This window comes from Halomonas sp. KM007 (genome assembly GCF_050709225.1).
In the GTDB taxonomy this organism is placed as follows: Bacteria; Pseudomonadota; Gammaproteobacteria; order Pseudomonadales; family Halomonadaceae; genus Vreelandella; species Vreelandella hamiltonii.
Genome location: NZ_CP136131.1, coordinates 572261 through 592049 on the forward strand (window position 1 = coordinate 572261; position 19789 = coordinate 592049).

15 protein-coding genes and 1 tRNA gene are annotated in these 19789 nt (G+C 58.1%); 9 read left to right on the top strand and 7 right to left on the bottom strand.

The window, feature by feature from the left end; all coding sequences use genetic code 11:
- Positions 1-86: 86 nt before the first annotated feature.
- Positions 87-707, top strand: a complete 621-nt coding sequence (locus tag RVM27_RS02760; protein WP_498940889.1) for a DUF2201 family putative metallopeptidase — start codon at positions 87-89, stop codon at positions 705-707.
- Positions 708-755: 48 nt separating this feature from the next.
- Positions 756-1019 carry a hypothetical protein gene (locus RVM27_RS02765; RefSeq protein WP_498940887.1) on the top strand — a complete coding sequence of 88 codons (264 nt, stop codon included), beginning with the start codon at positions 756-758 and terminating at the stop codon, positions 1017-1019.
- Here the strand turns inward: RVM27_RS02765 and RVM27_RS02770 are convergent.
- From RVM27_RS02770 to RVM27_RS02780, 3 genes are all read right to left on the bottom strand, one after another.
- Complete coding sequence (locus tag RVM27_RS02770; protein WP_498940885.1) at positions 971-1972, bottom strand: aldo-keto reductase family protein; 1002 nt, start codon at positions 1970-1972, stop codon at positions 971-973. The two genes, RVM27_RS02765 and RVM27_RS02770, sit on opposite strands and share 49 nt — an antisense overlap.
- A gap of 337 nt (positions 1973-2309) precedes the next feature.
- Positions 2310-4673 (bottom strand): putative inorganic carbon transporter subunit DabA, encoded by a 2364-nt coding sequence (locus RVM27_RS02775; RefSeq protein WP_498957289.1) that lies wholly within the window; start codon positions 4671-4673, stop codon positions 2310-2312.
- Positions 4670-6265, bottom strand: a complete 1596-nt coding sequence (locus RVM27_RS02780; protein WP_287808812.1) for an NADH-quinone oxidoreductase subunit L — start codon at positions 6263-6265, stop codon at positions 4670-4672. The genes RVM27_RS02775 and RVM27_RS02780 overlap by 4 nt, the downstream gene beginning before the upstream one ends.
- A gap of 130 nt (positions 6266-6395) precedes the next feature.
- Here RVM27_RS02780 and RVM27_RS02785 point away from each other — a divergent pair, with 130 nt between their 5' ends.
- The 4 genes from RVM27_RS02785 (at position 6396) to RVM27_RS02800 (ending at position 9580) form a co-directional block, all read left to right on the top strand.
- Positions 6396-7283: a LysR family transcriptional regulator gene (locus RVM27_RS02785; protein ID WP_287808813.1), complete on the top strand. Its 888-nt coding sequence runs from the start codon at positions 6396-6398 to the stop codon at positions 7281-7283.
- Between the two features lie 58 nt (positions 7284-7341).
- Positions 7342-7806, top strand: a complete 465-nt coding sequence (locus RVM27_RS02790; protein WP_498940880.1) for a DUF2201 family putative metallopeptidase — start codon at positions 7342-7344, stop codon at positions 7804-7806.
- A gap of 40 nt (positions 7807-7846) precedes the next feature.
- Entirely contained in the window at positions 7847-8878 is a 1032-nt protein-coding gene (locus RVM27_RS02795) for a helix-turn-helix transcriptional regulator (protein ID WP_016915973.1), read from the top strand.
- A 198-nt stretch (positions 8879-9076) separates the two neighbouring features.
- Positions 9077-9580 (top strand): opioid growth factor receptor-related protein, encoded by a 504-nt coding sequence (locus RVM27_RS02800; RefSeq protein ID WP_287808305.1) that lies wholly within the window; start codon positions 9077-9079, stop codon positions 9578-9580.
- A gap of 91 nt (positions 9581-9671) precedes the next feature.
- Here RVM27_RS02800 and RVM27_RS02805 read toward each other — a convergent pair.
- The 3 genes from RVM27_RS02805 to tnpA form a co-directional block, all read right to left on the bottom strand.
- A tRNA-Arg gene (locus RVM27_RS02805) sits at positions 9672-9748 on the bottom strand.
- 52 nt (positions 9749-9800) lie between these two features.
- Positions 9801-10748, bottom strand: coding sequence for an AEC family transporter (locus tag RVM27_RS02810; RefSeq protein WP_039177736.1), 948 nt, complete (start codon positions 10746-10748; stop codon positions 9801-9803).
- Positions 10749-10847: 99 nt separating this feature from the next.
- Entirely contained in the window at positions 10848-11264 is a 417-nt protein-coding gene (gene tnpA, locus RVM27_RS02815; RefSeq protein ID WP_081136850.1) for an IS200/IS605 family transposase, read from the bottom strand.
- A 21-nt stretch (positions 11265-11285) separates the two neighbouring features.
- Here tnpA and RVM27_RS02820 point away from each other — a divergent pair, with 21 nt between their 5' ends.
- Both RVM27_RS02820 and RVM27_RS02825 read left to right on the top strand, forming a co-directional pair.
- Positions 11286-12398: an RNA-guided endonuclease InsQ/TnpB family protein gene (locus RVM27_RS02820; RefSeq protein ID WP_498957290.1), complete on the top strand. Its 1113-nt coding sequence runs from the start codon at positions 11286-11288 to the stop codon at positions 12396-12398.
- Positions 12399-12456: 58 nt separating this feature from the next.
- Positions 12457-15531, top strand: a complete 3075-nt coding sequence (locus RVM27_RS02825; protein WP_498957291.1) for a bifunctional diguanylate cyclase/phosphodiesterase — start codon at positions 12457-12459, stop codon at positions 15529-15531.
- Here the strand turns inward: RVM27_RS02825 and RVM27_RS02830 are convergent.
- The gene (locus RVM27_RS02830; RefSeq protein ID WP_498957293.1) at positions 15528-17543 is read right to left on the bottom strand and encodes a sensor domain-containing diguanylate cyclase; all 2016 of its coding nucleotides are present in this window, start codon (positions 17541-17543) and stop codon (positions 15528-15530) included. The genes RVM27_RS02825 and RVM27_RS02830 overlap by 4 nt on opposite strands.
- A 226-nt stretch (positions 17544-17769) precedes the next feature.
- Here RVM27_RS02830 and RVM27_RS02835 point away from each other — a divergent pair, with 226 nt between their 5' ends.
- Positions 17770-19788 carry a capsule polysaccharide biogenesis protein gene (locus RVM27_RS02835; RefSeq protein ID WP_498957294.1) on the top strand — a complete coding sequence of 673 codons (2019 nt, stop codon included), beginning with the start codon at positions 17770-17772 and terminating at the stop codon, positions 19786-19788.
- The last annotated feature ends 1 nt before the right edge of the window (position 19789 follow it).

Consider the following 19789-nt stretch of genomic DNA (forward strand, 5'->3'; position numbering starts at 1 on the left):
TTTCCTCAACGCAATGTCAGCTGTGCGACCTGCAGTGTCGCACCTTGCCAGTACGCTGCCTTCATCGACACAAAGGAGGCAGCGCAATGGACCCTATGACGCCAACGGCAGTACAGCAGCAACTGGCCCGACAAGAGCAACGAAAGTGGGAGCAAGACCGTCTCGAATGGGCAGACTCACATCCAATGATGGCACTGCTCAGCGAATGCCTGACGCTTAGCCCACTGATCAGCCAGCGGTTCGATACCGCCAGCACCGATGGCCGTCATCTCTATTTTTCTCCCGACTATAGCGCTTCTTTGACGAACGAGTCGCGACGTTTTTTACACGCACACCTCATCTGGCACTGCATGGCCGGCCACCTGAGTGCCCCACTGGTAGCACATCGTCATCGCTGGCACCTGGCCTGCGACCATGAAGTCAACGCCCTGCTGCTGGCACTGGACTTCCCCCTGCCCTGTAACGCGCTCCTCTTCCCCGTCTGCATAGGACGCAGCGCCCTGGACGTATACCAATGGCTGGAAGGACACCCCGACACATCGCTGGAGTCCACCATCGACGTGCATCCCGCCGCCCTTTGGAGCCACCTGCCGGGCACGGCGCCTGATCAACGTGTTCTTGCCCTGTGGCGTCGGCGCGCGCACATGGCCGCCCGAGAAACAGGCACGCTGCCCGAAAGTGTCGCTAAGTTTTGTGGGGCGCGATAAACTAACGGTTCGCTAACGAACGCTTTCTTTTTGCCAGGGTTGGCCGTCATGTCCGATGCACGCGATACGCTCTTTCGTCATATCACCATGCTTCAGCTGATACCGCGCTACCCTGGCTGGATATCGACCCCGGCCCTCAAGGAAAAGCTGGCCGAACATGGCTTTTTGGTCGATATCCGTTCACTGCAACGCGACCTGGGCCAAAAGCTCTCCAGCCAATTTCCGATTGGTTGCGACGACAGCCAAATAAACTCGCTGCCTATTTATACAAACTCTTCTGTATCAATATCTGCCTGCTGCGCTTCGTTATAACGAGCACCGGCGATTTCTCCAGGCAGCATCATTTTATTGAGTTGTACCAAATCCTCATCGCTTAATACCACCTGCTCGGCGTAGAGGTTTTCCTGCATATGGCTAACGGAGCGCGACCCAGGAATGGGAATGACATGGTCGCCCTGCGCCTTTACCCAAGCAAGCGCCAGCTGGGCAGGCGTCATCTCTAAATCGTTCGACATCGCATTAAAATGCGCCAGCAGCGTCAGGTTATGGGTCAGATTATCGCCATTAAAGCGCGGCATCCCGGCGCGCATATCGCCTTCCACATAGGTGGTATGGGCGTGAATAGCGCCAGATAGGAACCCGCGACCTAGCGGGCTAAAGGCCACCAGCGCGGTACCCAGCTCTTTACACGCTTGGCTAAGGGCTATCTCAGGATTACGCGTCCACAGCGAGTACTCTGACTGAACGGCTGCCACCGGGTACTCAGCGTGCGCCTTACGCAATGTGTCGGCAGAGATTTCTGATAAACCCACTGCACGCAATTTACCCTCCTCTACCAATCGTCCAAGCGCGCCCACGCTCTCTTCAATGGGGACTTGACGATCCATGCGGTGAAGATAGTAGAGATCCAAATGATCGGTACCTAGGCGAGCCAAGCTCTCTTCACACTGGCGGCGCAGCGTTTCAGGCCGCCCATCAATCACCCGCTTGCCACTCTCTGGGTCCATGACCATGCCGCACTTACTGGCTAGCAGCAGCTCACGACGTTTAGACGCTAGCGCTTTTCCTAACAGGCGTTCGTTAGCCGTGCCGCCGTACAGCGTAGCGGTATCGAAATGGCGGTAGCCCATTTCAAAGGCGTCGTTCAGCGCTCTGATACCTTCCTCTTCCGGCACATACTGCCCGTAGCCGTGAGAAAGGTTCATACAGCCAAGCCCAATACGTGGCGATGCGACTTCCTTCAAACGTTCGTAAAACCCAGACATTTGAAAACCTCAATAGAGTTCCAAGGCAACACAGTAAGGTAAGGCTGCTGCCTTGGGAACGCTATGCGGGTAGATAAACGGATCATCTTCCGCGTGCACGATCAGCGTAGGCACCTGAATGGCCGAGACAAAATAGGCGCTGCTACTGCGCTTATAATACTCATCGGCGCTTGCGAACCATGCAAGGGGGCCGTGACGCGACCATCAAAATCCCAAAACGTCTTCATGCCTTCTAACGTTTCAAGACGGTGCGCGACACCGCCACACAGGCAGCGCTCGGGGTAGGCTATTTAGAGGTGACCGGCTATGAGGATCTCAGCGCTGAGTAGCTCGCCCCTCAAAAGGCAACCGGCTGCCAGCCTTCTGGCGAACAGCGCTCTAGGCCACCTTCTCCCAAACGAGTGAGCCACAGCCAGCGGTGGTTGATTAAATCCGCCACCACCGGCTGGCGTTCAATAATCGCTTCGATGCGCTCTCTGGGCGCGTCGATCACCACGGTTAAGCGCAGCGGCTCATGATGAAGCTTCTCACCATCGCGCAGCGACTGCTCCGGCAAGCCAATGCGCAGTTGGGGCGAATTACCTTCAATAACGCCCACATGGCCACCCACCACTGAATGCAGCAGCTTATTGCCCGCGCCGTACAGCCCAGGCACCACGGTAGACGCGTAGTACTGCAGGTTGATCCAACTGGCCACCAGCATTGGTGCCATCATCAGCCCTTCTAACACCTTGCCTTCCGGATCTTGCTCTGGGCGGTATTCGTGTAAGAACGCGCGCCCGTCCAGCGCTTTCCCTTGGGTACGCGCCCGTGGCGCTAAAATAAGCGCGGCGTTATTTACCAACCCCCACTCAGGCCGTGGTTGCGACCAGTCGGCACCGCGCGTCGCGAAGGTTTTCAGGCGCTCAATAGGGTCGGCGTCATCCACCCCCAGGTCAGGTGCCCGCTCTAGACGAGTAGCCTCACCCGCCACGTGTACACCGCTTTCAAATGCTGCCAGCGCGTCTTCTAGCGCTTCGGGCATCTGCTCATCCCGATAGACGTGCACGCGGTCGGTGAGCGTGCAGTGGGTGGCGGCCAATACGTGAAAAGGGCTAGGCAACGTGATACCTGCGTGTTGTACGGCCTGCTGTACTTCCGGGTCGTTCAGCAGCGCAGCGGCCACTCGCGCATTCATGCCGCCGCCCTGCCCGCCGCAGGCCCCGCAGGTCAGTCCGGCGTGATGCGGGTTGTTTTCGCTTTGGGAGTCGTGGCCCACCAGCACCAGCAGCGACGCCGTGGGGGTTCCCAGTAGCGTTAGCAGGTTTTTCGCCAGCGCTATTTTTTCATGGCGGGCAATTGGCTCGCCGTCGTAGGTGTGAAAAAGCCCGGCGGGCGCTTCGCACTGGGGCACGGTTGCCTGTTTACGCAGGCTGTCTTTAATCAGCTTCCAGCCCCAGGCAATGCCGGTTGTTTCCACCAGGGTAAAGGTTGAAAGCGGCGCGTACTTCGCGTGGCGCACGCTTTGGCGCTGGCTCTCTTTTTGATAGCGCTGAACGCCCCGCTGCTGCGGCTGCAACGAGCCCACCCGATAAATCGGTTTTAACAACCCCGGCACGCGGGGCTGGGCACGCTCAGGCCCTGTAGCCGCATCGGCCACCGGCATAGCGAAGAACCCCGCGACGCCTAATGTGGCAACGGTAGGGGTGGCCTGCTCTAAATGGCGACGGAACCGCTCAGAGCGCACGTCGATACAGAACGCAGCCTGTACCTTGGGAGCGGAGGAAGACTCGGCACTCGGCGTGGCTAACGTCATGGCTAGCGTCCGCTGATAACCCAACTCATAGGCGTGCTGCCAGCACCACAGCGCCTCATGCGGAGAAGTAATGGCGGCACCGGCGGTTTGCCACTGGGCAAACCACTCGCTCTGTTGGATGCTGGTGAGCTGCTCAACGCCTATCCACTCCCATGCCAGTACCATGGCAGCCAGCTGGGTGATGCCCGCCTCTGCCTGCTGGTGGGCAGTATGCCAACCAATGCCTTGGCACCAGGAAGCCCATCCGTTAACCCGTAGCAGCAGCGTGTGGGCTAGCGCCTCAAACGCTTCTGGGGTGAGCCCCCAATCCTCGGCTATTTGCGCAACCGCTGCGGCGGGGTCATCTGGCAGAGTTTGTAGCGCCTGGCGCTGCGCTTTAGGCCAGCGCAGATCGTGCTGTGCCGCCGTTTTCCAGAAGTGATAAAGCGAAGGCACAGCAGGGCTTGCCCAGCGCTGTTGATGGTGATCGAAGTAGCTCGCACAGCTCTCCGCCAGCGGGTCAAACCCATCATGCCCTGCCAGGGAATCCCAGGCGCTGCGTAGCGGCGTTACCGGCTTTGGCGGTGTTGCCAAGTAGCTCACTAGGCTCTGCTCGCTATAAGCGTAGCCGCCATGGCGCAGCGCCTGCTGTAGGTCTTGCGGGGTAATCCGACCCGATTCCCAAGCGTTACGATAAAACTCGGCAGGCATGGTCATCGGCTGCCCGGCCCGGCGGCTGAGCGCTTGGCTCACCTGCTCAATGGGCTGATGCTTCAGGCCCCACCAGGGGTTGACCGCAATCCACTGGTCCAGCGGCCACACCGGGGCAATGGCGTCGGTCGCGCGCTTTAACGCATCGCGATACTGCTCTGGCGACGGCACTGACGAATGGTGTGAGGATGTGTCTACGGCAATAGGCTGACTCATGACCACTCTCCTTTTAAACCAGGGGCAAGCGATGAAGGACGCGACCAGGCACGAATGGGGGCTACCGCATCCACCGCACGCTGAAACGGCAGTGCCAGGTAAAGCCCCTGGCTAAAGTGAACGCGCCAGCGGGCTACCCAGGCAGCCTGAGGGAACAGCGTGACGGCTCCAGCGGCCAACACTAGGCTTGCCAGCATCAGTGCCCCTAAAAGTCCTGCCGTGAGTGTTAAGGGCGTGTAGGCGCTGGGCAGTGCAGGTGCCAGCACGCTGTGTAGCAAGGCATACAACGGCACCAGGGCAAGCGCCATTCCTACCAGCGCTAAACGCTTGGGTTTGGCGGTGCCCACCGGCATGCCCAACAGCGTGCTGCCCACCGCCAAGCTAAGCAGTGCACCCAGCAGCGGATTATAGCTAACCAGCGAGGGCCACAGCATCAGTACCATCGCCGCGACAGCGGCCGCAGGCAACGCAAGAGAAAGACGCTGACGCAGCGGCGCAAGCGGCAGGCGCTCACAGCGCGAGGCCCTCACGGTACGGCCAGACGCCAAGAAGGAGTGAGCTTTGTAAAGCGAGTGCGCCAACAGGTGAGCCAGCGCCAAGGTGTACGCCCCTACGCCAATTTCGAACAGCATAAAGCCCATTTGCGCGCAGGTAGACCACGCCAGAGCATGCTTGACGGAGGTTTGGGTCAGCATCGTCATCACCGCGACCAGTGCGGTAAAACCACCCACCGCAATGAGCAGGTAGTGGCCCAGCGTTAGGCCATCAAACACCGGGAACAAACGCAGCCACACAAAGCCCCCCAGGTTAATCACCCCCGCATGCAGCAGCGCGGAGACCGGCGTGGGCGCTTCCATCACTTTGATCAACCAGCCATGCATCGGCACCTGGGCGCATTTGCACAGTGCCGCGATGGCCAGCGCCACCGAGGCGGCCTCCACCTGCCAGCCGCCAGAGGACGCCGCAGCGGCCGCAAACAGCTCAGGTAGCTGAAAGGAACCGAAACGGGCATATAAAAGCACTACCGCTACAATCAGCGCCGCATCGCCTATACGGCTAACCACAAATTTTTGCCATGCCGCCCGTTGGGCTTCCACACGCTCAGGGTAGAGCGTTAATAAGTGGTGCAGCGCCACACTCACTCCCACCCAGGCAATCAGCATCACGACCAAGTGATGGGTAAAGACCAGCAGCATCACGCTTGCCAGCACCACCAAACACCAGGGCAAAAACCGACGCTCGCCACGGTCGCCCTTTAGGTAGTTCTCTGCAAAACGCAGCAGCACCGTGCCTAACAGGCTGATGAGTAGCGCCATCCACACGGCCAAACCATCCGGATACAAGCCCAGCGGCTGAGCGGCTTCGGGCAGGCCGGTAGGTACACCCAGCGCATCCAGCACCAGTAGCCCGCCCACCGCTAGGCTCGCGACCAGCGCGCTTGCCGTTAACCAGCGGCCTATTTGCCAAGCGCGCTTCAGCGATGCGGGCGTGCTGGCCCGTGCGCTGACGCCCGCCATCACTAACAGCGAAACCGGGACCAGTAACCACAGCGCTAGCAGTGATAGCACCGTTATGTTGATGAAATGTGGCATAGCCTTTCCCCCTTAGTCATATGCCATCGACTATGCCCAGCTCGTCACCATATAAAAAATAGTTTATTTTTGATAAATCGTTCTTTAAAACAGAACGAATAGCCAACACGCAGCCTGAGGTCCCTCTGCCATGAAGCTCAACTACCATCATCTTTACTATTTTTGGCAAGTGGCGAAATCAGGCCACCTGACCCGTACGGCCGAAGCGCTGCACGTATCACAGTCGTCGCTTTCTCAGCAAATTCGTCAGTTAGAGGAGCGCCTGGGCCAAGCGCTGTTTATTCGCGAAGGGCGGCAGCTGCACCTTTCCGAAGCGGGCAGGCTGGCATTTGATTACGCGGAAACCATCTTCACCCAAGGAGAAGAGCTGAGCGCGCTGTTTGCTGAAGGCGGCCACGCCCATCGCGAAGTGGTGCGCGTCGGGGCAGTGGCCACGCTATCGCGCAACTTTCAGGAAGGATTTGTACGGCCGCTGCTGGGCCGAGACGACCTAGATTTGATACTGCAAAGCGGTGGTCTGGATGACCTGCTAAGGCGGCTTTCGGCCCACAAGCTAGACGTGGTACTCTCGAACCAGCCGGTGCGTGGCGATAGTGAACACCCCTGGCGCTCCCAGCGGTTAGCGCGCCAGCCGGTAAGTTTAATTGCAGCGCCCCTCCTCTCGCCGCCCCCCGCTTTTCCCAAAGGCTTAAACGGCCACGCGTTTATTCTGCCTGGGGTTGAAAACGCCACTCGCCACGCCTTCGACCAGCTGTGCAGCCACTACCGGCTAACGCCCAAGATTGCCGCCGAAGTCGACGACATGGCAATGATGCGCCTATTGGCGCGGGACACGCAGCACATTGCCGTTATGCCCCCCGTGGTAGTACGTGACGAGCTGCACAACGGCACGCTAAAAGATTACGGCGCGCTGCCCAGCGTATGGGAAGAATTCTACGCCATTACCATTCAGCGCCGGTTCGAGTCGCCTAGCTTGAAAGCGCTGTTAACACGCACGGGGGAATCGCTGCTGGATTGAGCCAGAAGTGAACGCAACGCAATTCGCTAAGTTTGGCTAGGAATCGTGAACAACTTAATTGGCATCAAAAAAACCCGCCGAAGCGGGTTTTTTTTGCCCCCAATACAGCGCTACGTTATCTGATACCTCTCGCCAGTTCCTGCAGGCGCATCTCATTTGGCATTGCGTGGCCGGCCATCTGATTGCACCGCTCGTAGCCGACTATCAACGTTGGCACCTTGCTTGCGACCATGAAGTGAATTCACTGCTGTTAGCACTTCAGATTCCTTTACCTGCGGATGCCGTGCTCTTTCCCGTGTGTGTGGGGCGTAACGCATTGAGTGTTTACCGCTGGCTGGAGGGGCACCCTAATCTTTCAGTTGAAGCCTCCATGGATATACATCCCGCCGCCTTGTGGCATGCCTTACCTGACACCCAAGTCTCGCACAGCACCCTTATGCTTTGGAGACAACGTGCCCACCTGATCGCTAAAGAGCCAGGTGCTTTGCCAGAACAAGTCGCTACGTTTTGTGAGGCGCGCTAAACTCAACGCTTTCATGCATTCAGCCAAGGTTTGCGTCACTATGTCTGAGCCCCGCGATACGCTTTTTCGCTACTTAACCATGTTGCAGTTGATTCCTCGAGCACCAGGGCGTATCGCGACCCCCGTGTTGAAAGAGAAGCTTGCAGAGCGCGGGTTCAATATCGATACACGTTCGCTGCAGCGGGATTTAAGCCAGAAGCTATCCACGCAGTTTCCGATTGGCTGTGACGATAGCCAGAAACCTTACCGCTGGTATTTTGATCGTGACTTTCAGTGCCAGCTACCTGCGCTGGATGTGCCTGGCGCGCTGACGCTGGTTCTGGCGGAAGAGTACTTGAAAGGGTTGCTTCCTCCGGTGGTGGTCGGCCAACTCTCGCACCACTTTACCGATGCGCGAAAACTGCTGGACGATATGAGCACTAATGGGCTTAGTCAGTGGGCACGCAAGGTACGTGCCATTCCCAATGGCAAAGCGCTAATCCCCGCTGAGATTGACGAGGCAACCTGGCAGACCATTTCGCAGGCGCTCCTTGAGCAGAAAGCCGTTGACGTGATTTATCTATCACGCACCAGTCACTCTGAAAAAGCGTTGACGCTTCATCCTCAAGGCATTGTGAGCCGCCACAGCGCCACCTATCTGTTAGCTCATGTGGACGGGTTCAGAGACCTGCGCCAGTTCGCCCTTCACCGAGTGAAGCTGGCAACATTAAGTCATCAGCCCTGGCAGGCGCAGCACGATTTTGACATCGATGAGTACATCCAGGGCGGTGCATTTGGATACCGTCAGGGGCCAAGCGATGTGGTTCTGGAAGCTGACATCACCAGATCAGTAGCGTGGCTATTACAGGAAACGCCGCTGTCAGACAAACAGTCGATAGAAGCATTGCCGGGCACTGACAGTTGGTATCGGCTAACCGCCCATGTACCGGATGACCAACAAACTCTGTGGTGGCTGATGGGCATGGGGCCAAATATCAAGGTCCTTGCACCTGATGTATGGCAAGAAACGATCAAAACCAACGCAGAACAGATGCTGGCACACTACGCCACCGAACACTCTGCACCGTCATGAACAGCTTTTATTCCCAGGTTCTGACATACATGTTTTCCGCATGCGGAAAAAGCCACGACTTATCGTTTCTACACAAAGGAGGGTTACCATGCTCTATTTTGCTTACGGCTCCCACATGGCTACCCAGCGTTTAACAGATCGCCATGCGCGCGAGACGGCGTTATACGCGACGACAGAACTCACCATGGGAACTGCCTAATGGATAACGATACACGCTTGATCGATTTTTACAGTGGCGAAGGGCTGGACCATAAAGGTCGGCGTCTAGAGGATATTTGGGCGCTGTCGTCCTTTTGGCTAGAACACACCCACGACTATATTCAGTGGCTGTTCCCTATCCCTGAGGCGGGCAGGTTTAACGGCTTTGCGCCCCTTTTAACACCCGCCGTGCAAGCTGCCTTTCAAGATAGCGATGTTATGCGCCAGCACCAGCAGCAATCGCTAACGGTGATGCTTGATTTTTTTGGCCTCGCCCGGGATGGAAACGGCATCGTTGCTCAACCAACGTTAGCGATACCGACGCAAGTCTGGCTGAAAGCCGGTGGCCATAACCATTTACGCATCACGCGTATCATTCGGTCACTGGCGTTGTGTCATCAGCCAGACCTCGCACGCACTTTTCAGCAAGCCGTCATCGAGATTGGCACCCACCGGGGGGTGGTTTCTGATTCATCAATTCAGTATTGGCGGGAGGCGTTTTAGACCCACCCCCAGAATCGAGTGGTTGCAAACCCAGAAAAGACAAAAACGGGAATACTTCAAAGCAGGAAAAGATATGGTTATCTAATTTAGATGGCGTCCCTGGCAGGAGTCGAACCTGCGACCTGCCGCTTAGGAGGCGGCTGCTCTATCCTACTGAGCTACAGGGACTTAGGGGGCGCGTAGTATAGCGCGTTGGCTTGCCTCGGCCAACCGTCGCGCTTTAAATCCACCCCGCCAGGCGCAGGGCGAAAATGCCCAGGGTCACGGTGATGCTGGCCATCAGGGTGGTGATGGCGATGATATTGGCGGCCAGGGCCACGTTGCCGTTGATGGCCTTCACCATCACGAAGCTGGCGGCGGCGGTGGGGCTGGCGAAGAACAGGAACAGCAGGCCCAGTTGCGCGCCGGAAAAGCCCAACAGCCACGCCGCGACCGTCGACAAGGCGGGCAAGGCGACCATCTTCATCAGGCTGGCACTCATGGCCACTTGGCTACCTTCACGCAAGCTGGACACCGAAAGCGTGGCGCCAATGCAGATCAGCGCCAGGGGCAGCGTCAGCGAGGCAAAGTAGTTGCCCGAGGTCATCACCCAGCTCGGCAGCCCTACCGAGAACGCCGTGAACGGCAACGCCGCGAACACGGAAAGAATCAGCGGATTCTTGACGATATGCCCCAGCAGGCTGCGCCAATCGGTGGATTGGCCGGGCTGGTACGCCGCCAGGGCCACCACGGAAAGCGCGTTGTACATCACGATCACCACGCCCAGCAGCAGGCTTCCCGCCGAAAGCCCGTAGTTGCCGTACATGCCCGCCGCCAAGGCCAGCCCCACCACGCCGCAGTTGCCGCGAAAGGCCCCCTGCACGTATATCCCTCTGTCAGCCTGGGGCACACGTAGATGCGCCCAGCCCCAGCTCAGGGCGAACTGCGCCAGGGTGGCCACGGCGAAGAACAGCAGCAGCGGAATGTCCAACGCGACACTGAGGTCGGCCTTGACTAGACTCAGAAAAATAAGCGTCGGCAGCGTCGCCTTGAACACCAGCGTCGAGGCCGTGCTGATAAAGGCACTGTCGATCCAGCCAAGGCGTTTCAAGCCAATGCCGATGAACACCATGGCAAACACGGGTAGCGTCACGTCTAGCGTGCGGGTAAACAGTTCCAGTAGATCCACAGCAGCCCTCTCAGTTGGATAAGCGACGTCTTATCAATTAACGCGAAAAACCTCGTACTTCTAGTGCGAGGATGAATAGCGTGGGACGCGAAGCGTCCCCTATTCCGGTCTTGTTTGCTGCTCAATATATTGCTTTACGACACTCAGCGGCGCGCCGCCGACGCTTCCCGCAAAGTAGCTCGGACTCCATAGCGCATTTTTCCTGTATGAAGTCTGTACCAATTCGGGGTGCAGCAGCTTCATCCGCCTGCTCGAAACCCCTTTCAGGCTGTTCACCAGCCTTGAAACCGCCACCTTGGGCGGAAAGTTCACCAGTAAGTGAACATGATCCGTTTCACCATGGAACTCCTTTAGCTCAGCCTCGAAATCCTGACACACCTGCCTGAACAGGGTTTCAAGGGATTGAAGGTGTGCGTCATTGAATACTCTTCCACGATATTTGGTTACGAAGACCAAGTGGGCGTGCATTTCAAAAACGCAGTGTCTTCCTGTTCTGATAGTCTTGATCTTGTCCATAGGCCAAGTATACTCAAAGCCATGAAACAGACCAAGACATTAAAAGTTCGCGTAAGAGACAAGCACATTGCCCAGCTTAACCGCATGGCACGCAGTGTGAACTTTTGCTGGAACTATCTGAACGAACTCTCATCTCGTGCCATTCGTGAGCGCGGTCTGTTTCTGTCGGCGTATGACCTGCATCCCTATACCAAAGGGGCGGGCAAGGAACTTGGTCTGCATAGCCAGACCTTGCAGTGCATCGCCGCCGAATATGTCACCCGCCGCAAGCAGTTTAGGAAGGCTCGTCTCAACTGGCGCAAATCGCGTGGCGTTCGTCGTTCTCTCGGCTGGATTCCGGTCAATACCGGCGCGGCCAAATGGAAGAGCGGGCAAGTATTCCACAACGGCAGTTACTTCAAAGTCTGGGACAGCTACGGGCTGAGCCAGTACAAGCTCCGCTCTGCATCCTTCAACGAGGATGCGCGTGGGCGCTGGTACTTCAATGTCGTGGTTGAAATTGAGGTAGACCCGCCAGCCGGTCAAGACAAGATCGGTATCGACCTTGGTCTGAAAGATACCGCCACCTGCTCGGATGGTACAAGGCTGGAAGCCGGTCGTTTCTACCTCGATATGGAAGATAAGCTGGCTGTTGCACAACGCGCCGGAAAGAAAAAGCGTACCCAAAACATTCACGCCAAGATTGCCAATCGGCGCAAGGACGCCTTGCACAAGTTCAGCCGTCAATTGGTGAACCGTGCGGGGGAAATCTACGTCGGTAATGTGAAATCATCCTCGTTGGCCAAAACCAAGATGGCCAAGTCAGTGCTGGACGCTGGCTGGGCTATGCTGAAAACAATGCTGGAATATAAATGCGATAGCGCAGGCATTGTTTTTAAAGAGGTCAACGAGTCGTACACCACCCAAGCCTGTTCGAGCTGCGGTTGTATTTCCGTCAGTAGTCCGAAGGGTAGATCAGGCTTGAGAATAAGAGAGTGGACTTGCAGTGAGTGTGGTGTCACTCACGACCGCGATGTGAACGCGGCCAAGAACATTCTTGCGGTCGGGCATGGCCGTCCAGAAGTGGGAATCCCCGTCCTGAGGGCGGGGAGGATGTCAAACTCTACCGTTGAACAGGATTTGTCGACTGGCTAGACAGGCACCTCGGCATAAGGGAAAGTAGCCCTAAACGCGCATCACGGATACGTTACGTATGGTACAGCCCGCCGTCCCTGAACACGAAGCACAGCGGCCTCTCACCCTGAAGCGGTACACACTGGGGGATCTTTCGGCTGACCAGGAGTTTGACCGCATCACCCGTCTAGCGGCTGCTTACTGCGAAACCCCCATGGCCTTGATCACGCTGGTGGATGCCAGTCACGTCTGGGTCAAAAGTGGCGTGGGCGAATACAGCCCTAAGGTATTGCGTCAGCTCTCATTATGCGGGGAAGCCATCCTCGAACCCAAGCTGTTCGAAGTATCGGATGCACGCCTGGATGCGCGGCTCCATAAGTTGCCCATGGTCAGTGAAGCGCCCCATGTCGTGTTCTATGCAGGCATGCCGCTGGTTGCCGATAATGGCAACATCATCGGCACGCTGTGCGTCATGGATCAAAAGCCCCGCCAACTGAGCCCTATCCAGCGGGAGTTGCTACAACAACTGGCCAGCAGCACCATGCTGCAGTTCGAACACTACCTGAGCCAGCGCGCCTACCAGGCCATTGGCAATGCCGCCATCGGCCTCTGGGAGATGGATGTCGCCACCCGCACCACCCACTGGAACGATGTGGTCGATGCGCTCTATCAAACCGATGCTCGGCAAGCCAACACCTTCGAAGCGCGCATGCAGGCGTACACCTCGGCTGACCGCGCCCGGCTCGTCGAAGCCATCGACACCGCCATTGCCCACGGAACGCCCTTCAACGACATCTTCGAGATGCAGCCCCCCTCGGGCGAGCCGCTCTGGGTCAGAATCACCGGCACCCCCTTGGCCGTGGATGGCCAAGTGGTGCAGCTCATCGGCACCATGCTCGATGTCACCCCCCGCAAGAAGGTCGAAACACAGCTACTGCGCCAGCAGGCACTGGAGCAGGCCATCATGCGGGCGCAGGCCAGCTTCATCGACGAACAGGGCAATGCCAAGGCGCTGAACCCGCTGCTCGACGACCTGCTCACCCTCACCGGCAGCGAATACGGCTTCATCGGCGAAGTGCTTTACCACCCCGACAAGACGCCCTACCTGGTGGCCCATGCCATCACCGACATCAGTTGGGACGAGCCCTCGCGACAGTTCTACGCTCAGAACGCCCCCAACGGCATGGTATTCAGCAACCTAGACACCCTGTTCGGTCATGTCATGCGCCACGAAGAAGTGGTCATTGCCAATGAGCCCGCCCACGACCCCAGGCGCGGAGGCCTGCCACCGGGGCATCCACCGCTCGATGCGTTTCTGGGGGCACCGATTCACTTCCACGGTCGTTGCATCGCCATGATTGGCCTGGCCAATCGCCCCGGGGGCTATCATCCCGACCTGGTGGAGTACCTGGCCCCGCTGCTGGGCAGTATCGGGCAGTTCATCAACACTCTGCGCCACCACCGCCAGCAGCAGCAAGACCAACAGGCTATCGCACGGCTCTCTCTGGTGGCCAAGAATACCAGCAACGGTGTGGTGATCACCGATGCACGCGGCAACATCGAATGGATCAACGATGGCTTTACCCGGCTCAGTGGCTACACCTTCGCAGAAGCGGTCGGCAAGAAGCCGGGGCAACTGCTGCAGGGCAAAGCCACCGACCGCGCCACGGTACTGCGCATCGCCCATGCCCTGCGCCACCGCCAGCACTTCGAGGAAGAGCTGCTCAACTACCGCAAGGATGGCACCCCGTACTGGGTACATATCAGCTGCAACCCGCTGCCCGCCAACGAGCAAACCGGCGGCGGCTTCATTGCCATCCAGTCGGACATCACCGACACCAAGCTGCACGAAGAAGCGCTGTACAAAGCCGCCAATATCGACGAGCTGACGCGGCTACCCAACCAGCGGCTGGCCCGCACGCAGTTGGAAGCGCTGGTACGTCAGGACACCCCGCTGGCCGTTGCGATCCTCAACATCGACGATTTCAAACGCCTCAACGACCTGTTTGGCTACGCCACCGGCAACAGAATACTCAAGCGCATTGCCAAACGGCTGGAAGCGTTGGTCAGCCCCTTCAAGGCCCAGGGCATCACGGCGCGGCTCAGCGGCGATGAGTTCGTGTTGGCCGGGCCAGTCCAGCGCCTTACCCCGTCCACCATCCAGCACGCCATCCAGCAGCCGCTGCATGTGAACGGGCAAAAGCTGAAGCTCACCGCCTGTCTCGGCATGACCAGCTACCCCAAAGACAACGTCGACCCAGACGCCCTGTTTCGCCATGCCTACCAGGCGCTGTACCAGGCCAAGACCCAAGGGATCGCCCAGTGCGTCCGCTACAGCACCGATGAAGAACACCTGGTCAAACTGCGCCAGCAAGAGCGCAGCGCCATTCAGCACGGCCTGGCCAATAACGAGTTTCGTCTCTACTACCAACCCCAGGTCGATCTCAAATCGCACACCGTGGTCGGGGCGGAAGCGCTGATTCGCTGGATTCACCCGCAACACGGGCTGCGCAACCCGGCAGAGTTTCTACCCCTGCTGGAAGGCAGCGAGCTGGAGTTTCATCTGGGCGAGTGGGTCATCGAAGCCGCCTTGAAGCAGCTGCAAAGCTGGCTGGCCATGGGCATCGAACTGCAGGTGAGTGTCAACATCAGCCCGCAACACCTGCTGCACCCCGGCTTTCTGCCACAGTTGGAACAGCTGCTGCTGTACTACCCGCAAGTCCCCTCACGGCTGCTCGCCATCGAGATACTCGAATCGGCCACGCTGGATGACATGCAGGCCGCCCTGCACGTGCTGGAAGAGTGCCAGCGGCTCGGCATCGAAATTGCCCTGGACGACTTCGGCACCGGCTACTCCTCGCTGGCCTACTTCCGTCGCCTGCCCGTGCAGTTGATCAAGGTAGACCGCGACTTCGTGCGCGATATGCTGGAAAGCGAGGATGACAAGGCCATCGTGGAAAGCATCATCTTCATGGCCAGAAAATTCTCACGGCCGGTGCTGGCCGAAGGGGTCGAGACCATGGAGCATGCCAAAGCCCTGCTGGCCATGGGCTGCCATCTGGCACAAGGTTACGGCATTGCCCGTCCGATGCCCGCCGACGCGCTACCAGGCTGGCTGGAAACCTGGCAGGCAGAAGGGTTTGCGCTGCGTTAATCGAACAGCGTTATCGGGTCGCTTTCCCTCGTCAGCTTGACCATGACGCCGTCGCGCCCCTGGCCCTTGACGTCGTAGCTGGCGGCGTCGGCACGGGCCAGGACGACTTCCACGGCGTCATCGCTTTCATCGAAGACGGTCACCCCAATACTCAAGGTAACGGTATATTTCTTGCCCTCATGGGTCACCGACACCTCGCTCACCGCCTTGCGCAGTGAATCGGCAATCACCTTGGCTTGCCCCAGCGTGCAGCTAGGCAACAGCACGCCAAACTCATCGCCCCCCTGGCGGGCCACGTGGTCGCTGCGGCGCACCTCCCAGGCCACCACCTGAGCAATACGGCGCAGCATCTCGTCACCCAAGGCATGGCCGCCTTCGTCATTGATCGGCTTGAAGTGATCCAGGTCGAACAGCAGCAGCGCCGAAGGCGTACTGGTTTTCTGAAAATCGGCGAAGGCCTCTTCCAGGCGGCGCTCGAAGCCACGTCGGTTCAACAGCCCGGTCAAGGGGTCATGTTCGGCTTCCCAGCGCTGCAACGCCTCTTGCTGGCGCCGCTCGGTAATGTCCTTCACCACACCGACCAACCCCAAGGAGTGGCCGCCTTGGGTCAACATCACCACCCGGGCGTGAATATCCAGCCACAGCGTTTCGCCGTCGCTGCGCAGAAAACGCAGCTGGCGCACGAAATCACTGCCGCTATTCAAGCTGTGCAGCCACATATCACGCGCACCCTCACGTTCATCCGCGTGAATCTGTGTCAGCCACTGCTCCATCGGAGTATCGGCTGAAATGCTCAGCATCTGCAAAAGCGCAGGGTTCATGTAGGTGATCTTGCCACCGAAGTTGGCCACGAACATGCCCTGGGGGGTGGCGCTCAGCACCGAATCGAGAAACGCCTCACGCTCCTGCAAATGTCCCACCAGTTGCTGGCGCTCGTCTTCCACACGATTGAAGGTATTGGCGACCTGCTGTAGCTCCTGCATCCCCGTGGCCAGGGCCAACTGCGAGCGCCGCCCAGCCCCTACTTCACCAATCTGGCGTTCGAGATGCTCCAGGGGCTTGAGAATACGCGCCAGCAACCACCACAGCAGCGGCATCATCAACAGGGAAATCACCAGCCAGATACCAAACAGCTTGGAGATGAAGCCCGAAAGCGGAAGCTGCGCCTGCTCGGTGGGCAAATAGAGCCCAACGACCCAGTTGGCTGGCCACACTTGCGCATATGCTCGCAGGCTGGAGCGCCCGTCGGCCAGCTCGCTGACCCCCTCCCCTTGCCAGCCGTCCATGGCCAGGTCCAGCAGGGCATTGCGCTGGGCGTGACTGATTTCTGCATTCACCAGCTCGTAATCAGGGTGGTAAAGAATCTTGCCTGACGCCGTGGAAACCGCCGCAAAGCCGTGGTCACCCAAACGAATCGTGGCCAATCGCTTGAACAGGCCGCTAGGGTCCAGGCTCACCATCCCCGCTACGAACCCGGCAAAACGACGCTCCTCGTCCAGCCGAGGTACGATCATCAGCACCATGGGTGCGCCGCTTGCACGGCCAATAAAAGGCTCGCTCACATAAGGGCGGCGTGTACCGCGTACCATCTTGAAATACTCGAGTTCTGCCGTATCGAGTCCCACTCGCCCCACCACACTGGGCCAGTCCGCCACGATCTCACCATACTCGTCACTCACAATCAGTCCATCGAACCAGGAGAGCAAGGCATCGTTTTTCTGCAGCTCATACGATAACCAACTCGTTTCGTTGGCGGACCCCATGGCGCTGCTCAACAGCTCCAACGCAGTAATGCGCTGATTCACCTGCTGAGTAATCTCATCGGCCAGCAAATCGGCTTCATAGCGCAGGTGGGCGATATTGGTCTCGTGCACCATAATTTTGCCGACCTGCCACGCCATGCCCAGCACGGCCCCCGCCAAGATGGCCAGCGCACAGGAAAGCCCCAGCAGCAGCCGGCTTTTTAGCGAACGAAGCGTAATCAGTCGATGGATCAGGGGGGCTAGGCGCACCAGAAAACCCTATTTCGTTAACTTTCCTTGAGTGGGGCTCGCGAGTTCAGACGCTATCATGGCTCGAAAGAAATAACTTATCAAAAACAACTGAAATGTGCGCGTTGAGACAAATCAACTTAGCTATTTTCTAAGCCAAGCGCGTGCGAATTGATAACCACGCTTATTTCACGTATGTTCGCCGCCTATCTCGCAAACCACCCGACAAAACATTTCGGCACACTCCATGGCAAAACGTACGGCGGGTTACACCTCTAAAGGCATTGGCAGCATCACACCACTCGCCGCATTTTTAAGAGAATTCGACGACGTCCTTCCGCTTCGTCCCCTCAGTGCCCAACCAGACGCCGTCATTGGGTGGGGATTGAAACCTACCAGCCGCCGAGCAAGGCGCTACGCCAACAAGCGCCGTCTTCCCTACGTCGCCCTGGAAGATGGTTTTTTACGCTCTTTAGGGCTTAGTAGTGCCGGTTACCAACCGCATAGTCTCGTAGTGGATTACAGCGGCATTTATTACGACGCCTCACGACCCAGCGACCTAGAGCAGTGGCTAGCGACCGCCGACTTTTCGTCGGAAGAAGTATCCAGGGCCGAACATTGCGTCGCCTTACTAAAGCGTTATCGCTTATCGAAATATAACCATGCGCCGGACAAGCCTCTGAGCGCTAGTGGCGCCACCGTGTTAGTGGTCGACCAAACGGCGGGGGATGCATCCATCGAGTATGGTGGCGCGAGCGCCGCCAGTTTTTCAGCCATGCTGGAGCACGCACTGGCCTATCACCCCCAGGCCAAAGTGCTGGTCAAAATTCATCCCGATGTGATTGCGGGTAAAAAGCAAGGGCACCTTACCAGCGCTCTTCAACACCCGCGCTGCCAGGTCATCAGCGAAGATATCAACCCCTGGGCCCTGTTCGACCAAGTCGACGACGTCTATGTGGTGACTAGCCAGCTTGGCTTCGAAGCGCTTATGGCGGGCAAACGTGTCCACTGCTTTGGCACCCCTTTCTATGCTGGCTGGGGCCTGACCCAAGACCAACTCCCCTGCCCGCGGCGCACGCGTTCTCGTACATTACCAGAAGTATTCGCGGCGGCCTATCTTCGCTATTGCCGTTACGCTAACCCCTACACGGGCCAGCCATCCACGCTGGAAGAGACGATACACCTCATCGCTGACCAAAAGCGTCAGCAAGAACGGTTGAGAGGCGCATGGCTCGCTTGCGGCTTCTCCTCTTGGAAGCGACGTTTTATCAGCGATTTTCTGGGCCCTGCTGCCCGCGTTCGTTATCAAAAGAGACTCCCCCATCAAGCCGTCGAGCCTCAACGGCTGCTGGTATGGTCGAGCCGTATCGACGGCACCTTCAAAACGCAGCACAGCGAACTGTTGCCTCATCTTTGGCGCATGGAAGACGGTTTTATCCGCTCGGTGGGCCTGGGCGTCGACCTCACTCAACCCTTGTCACTGGTGATAGACCGCCACGGTATTTATTACGACCCCAGTCAGCCAAGCGACCTGGAAACGCTACTCAACGAGCATGAATTTAGCGATGACTTACTGGCCAGGGCCGCCGAATTGCGCCAACGCCTTGTCACCCTGAAGCTATCGAAATATAACGTGCCTGGGGCGGCAGACATTGCCTTACCCGATCATCGAACGGTCATTTTAGTGCCGGGACAAGTCGAGAGCGATGCGTCCATCGCCACCGGCTCACCGAAGATCCGCACCAATAGCGCGCTGCTAAAAGCCGTGCGCCAATCTCAGCCGAATGCTTTCATCATCTACAAAGCACACCCTGATGTGATCAGCGGGGCTCGAGTAGGCAAACTCGATACTGATGCCAAACGTCTGTATGATTTGGACGCCAGCCACGTCGACATCACCGCTCTGCTAGAGCGCGTGGATGCCGTGCATACAATGAGCTCGCTGACCGGTTTTGAAGCTCTGTTGCGTCATCGTCAAGTGACGACCTATGGCCTGCCTTTTTATGCGGGTTGGGGGCTAACGCAAGACGCCCTGCGCTGCCCAAGGCGCAACCGGACGCTCACCCTGGATGCCCTCGTTGCTGGCACGCTATTGCTGTACCCCAATTACGTCGACCCCACCTCTGGTCAGCTTTGCAATGCCGAGACCGTCGTCAGCCTATTGGAGCGGGCAAAGTTACAACAATCTACTGCACAAACACCGCTACTTACATGGAAGCAGCGCCTTTATCGCTGCTATCGTAACTTGTTGATTGGAAGCCATTGAG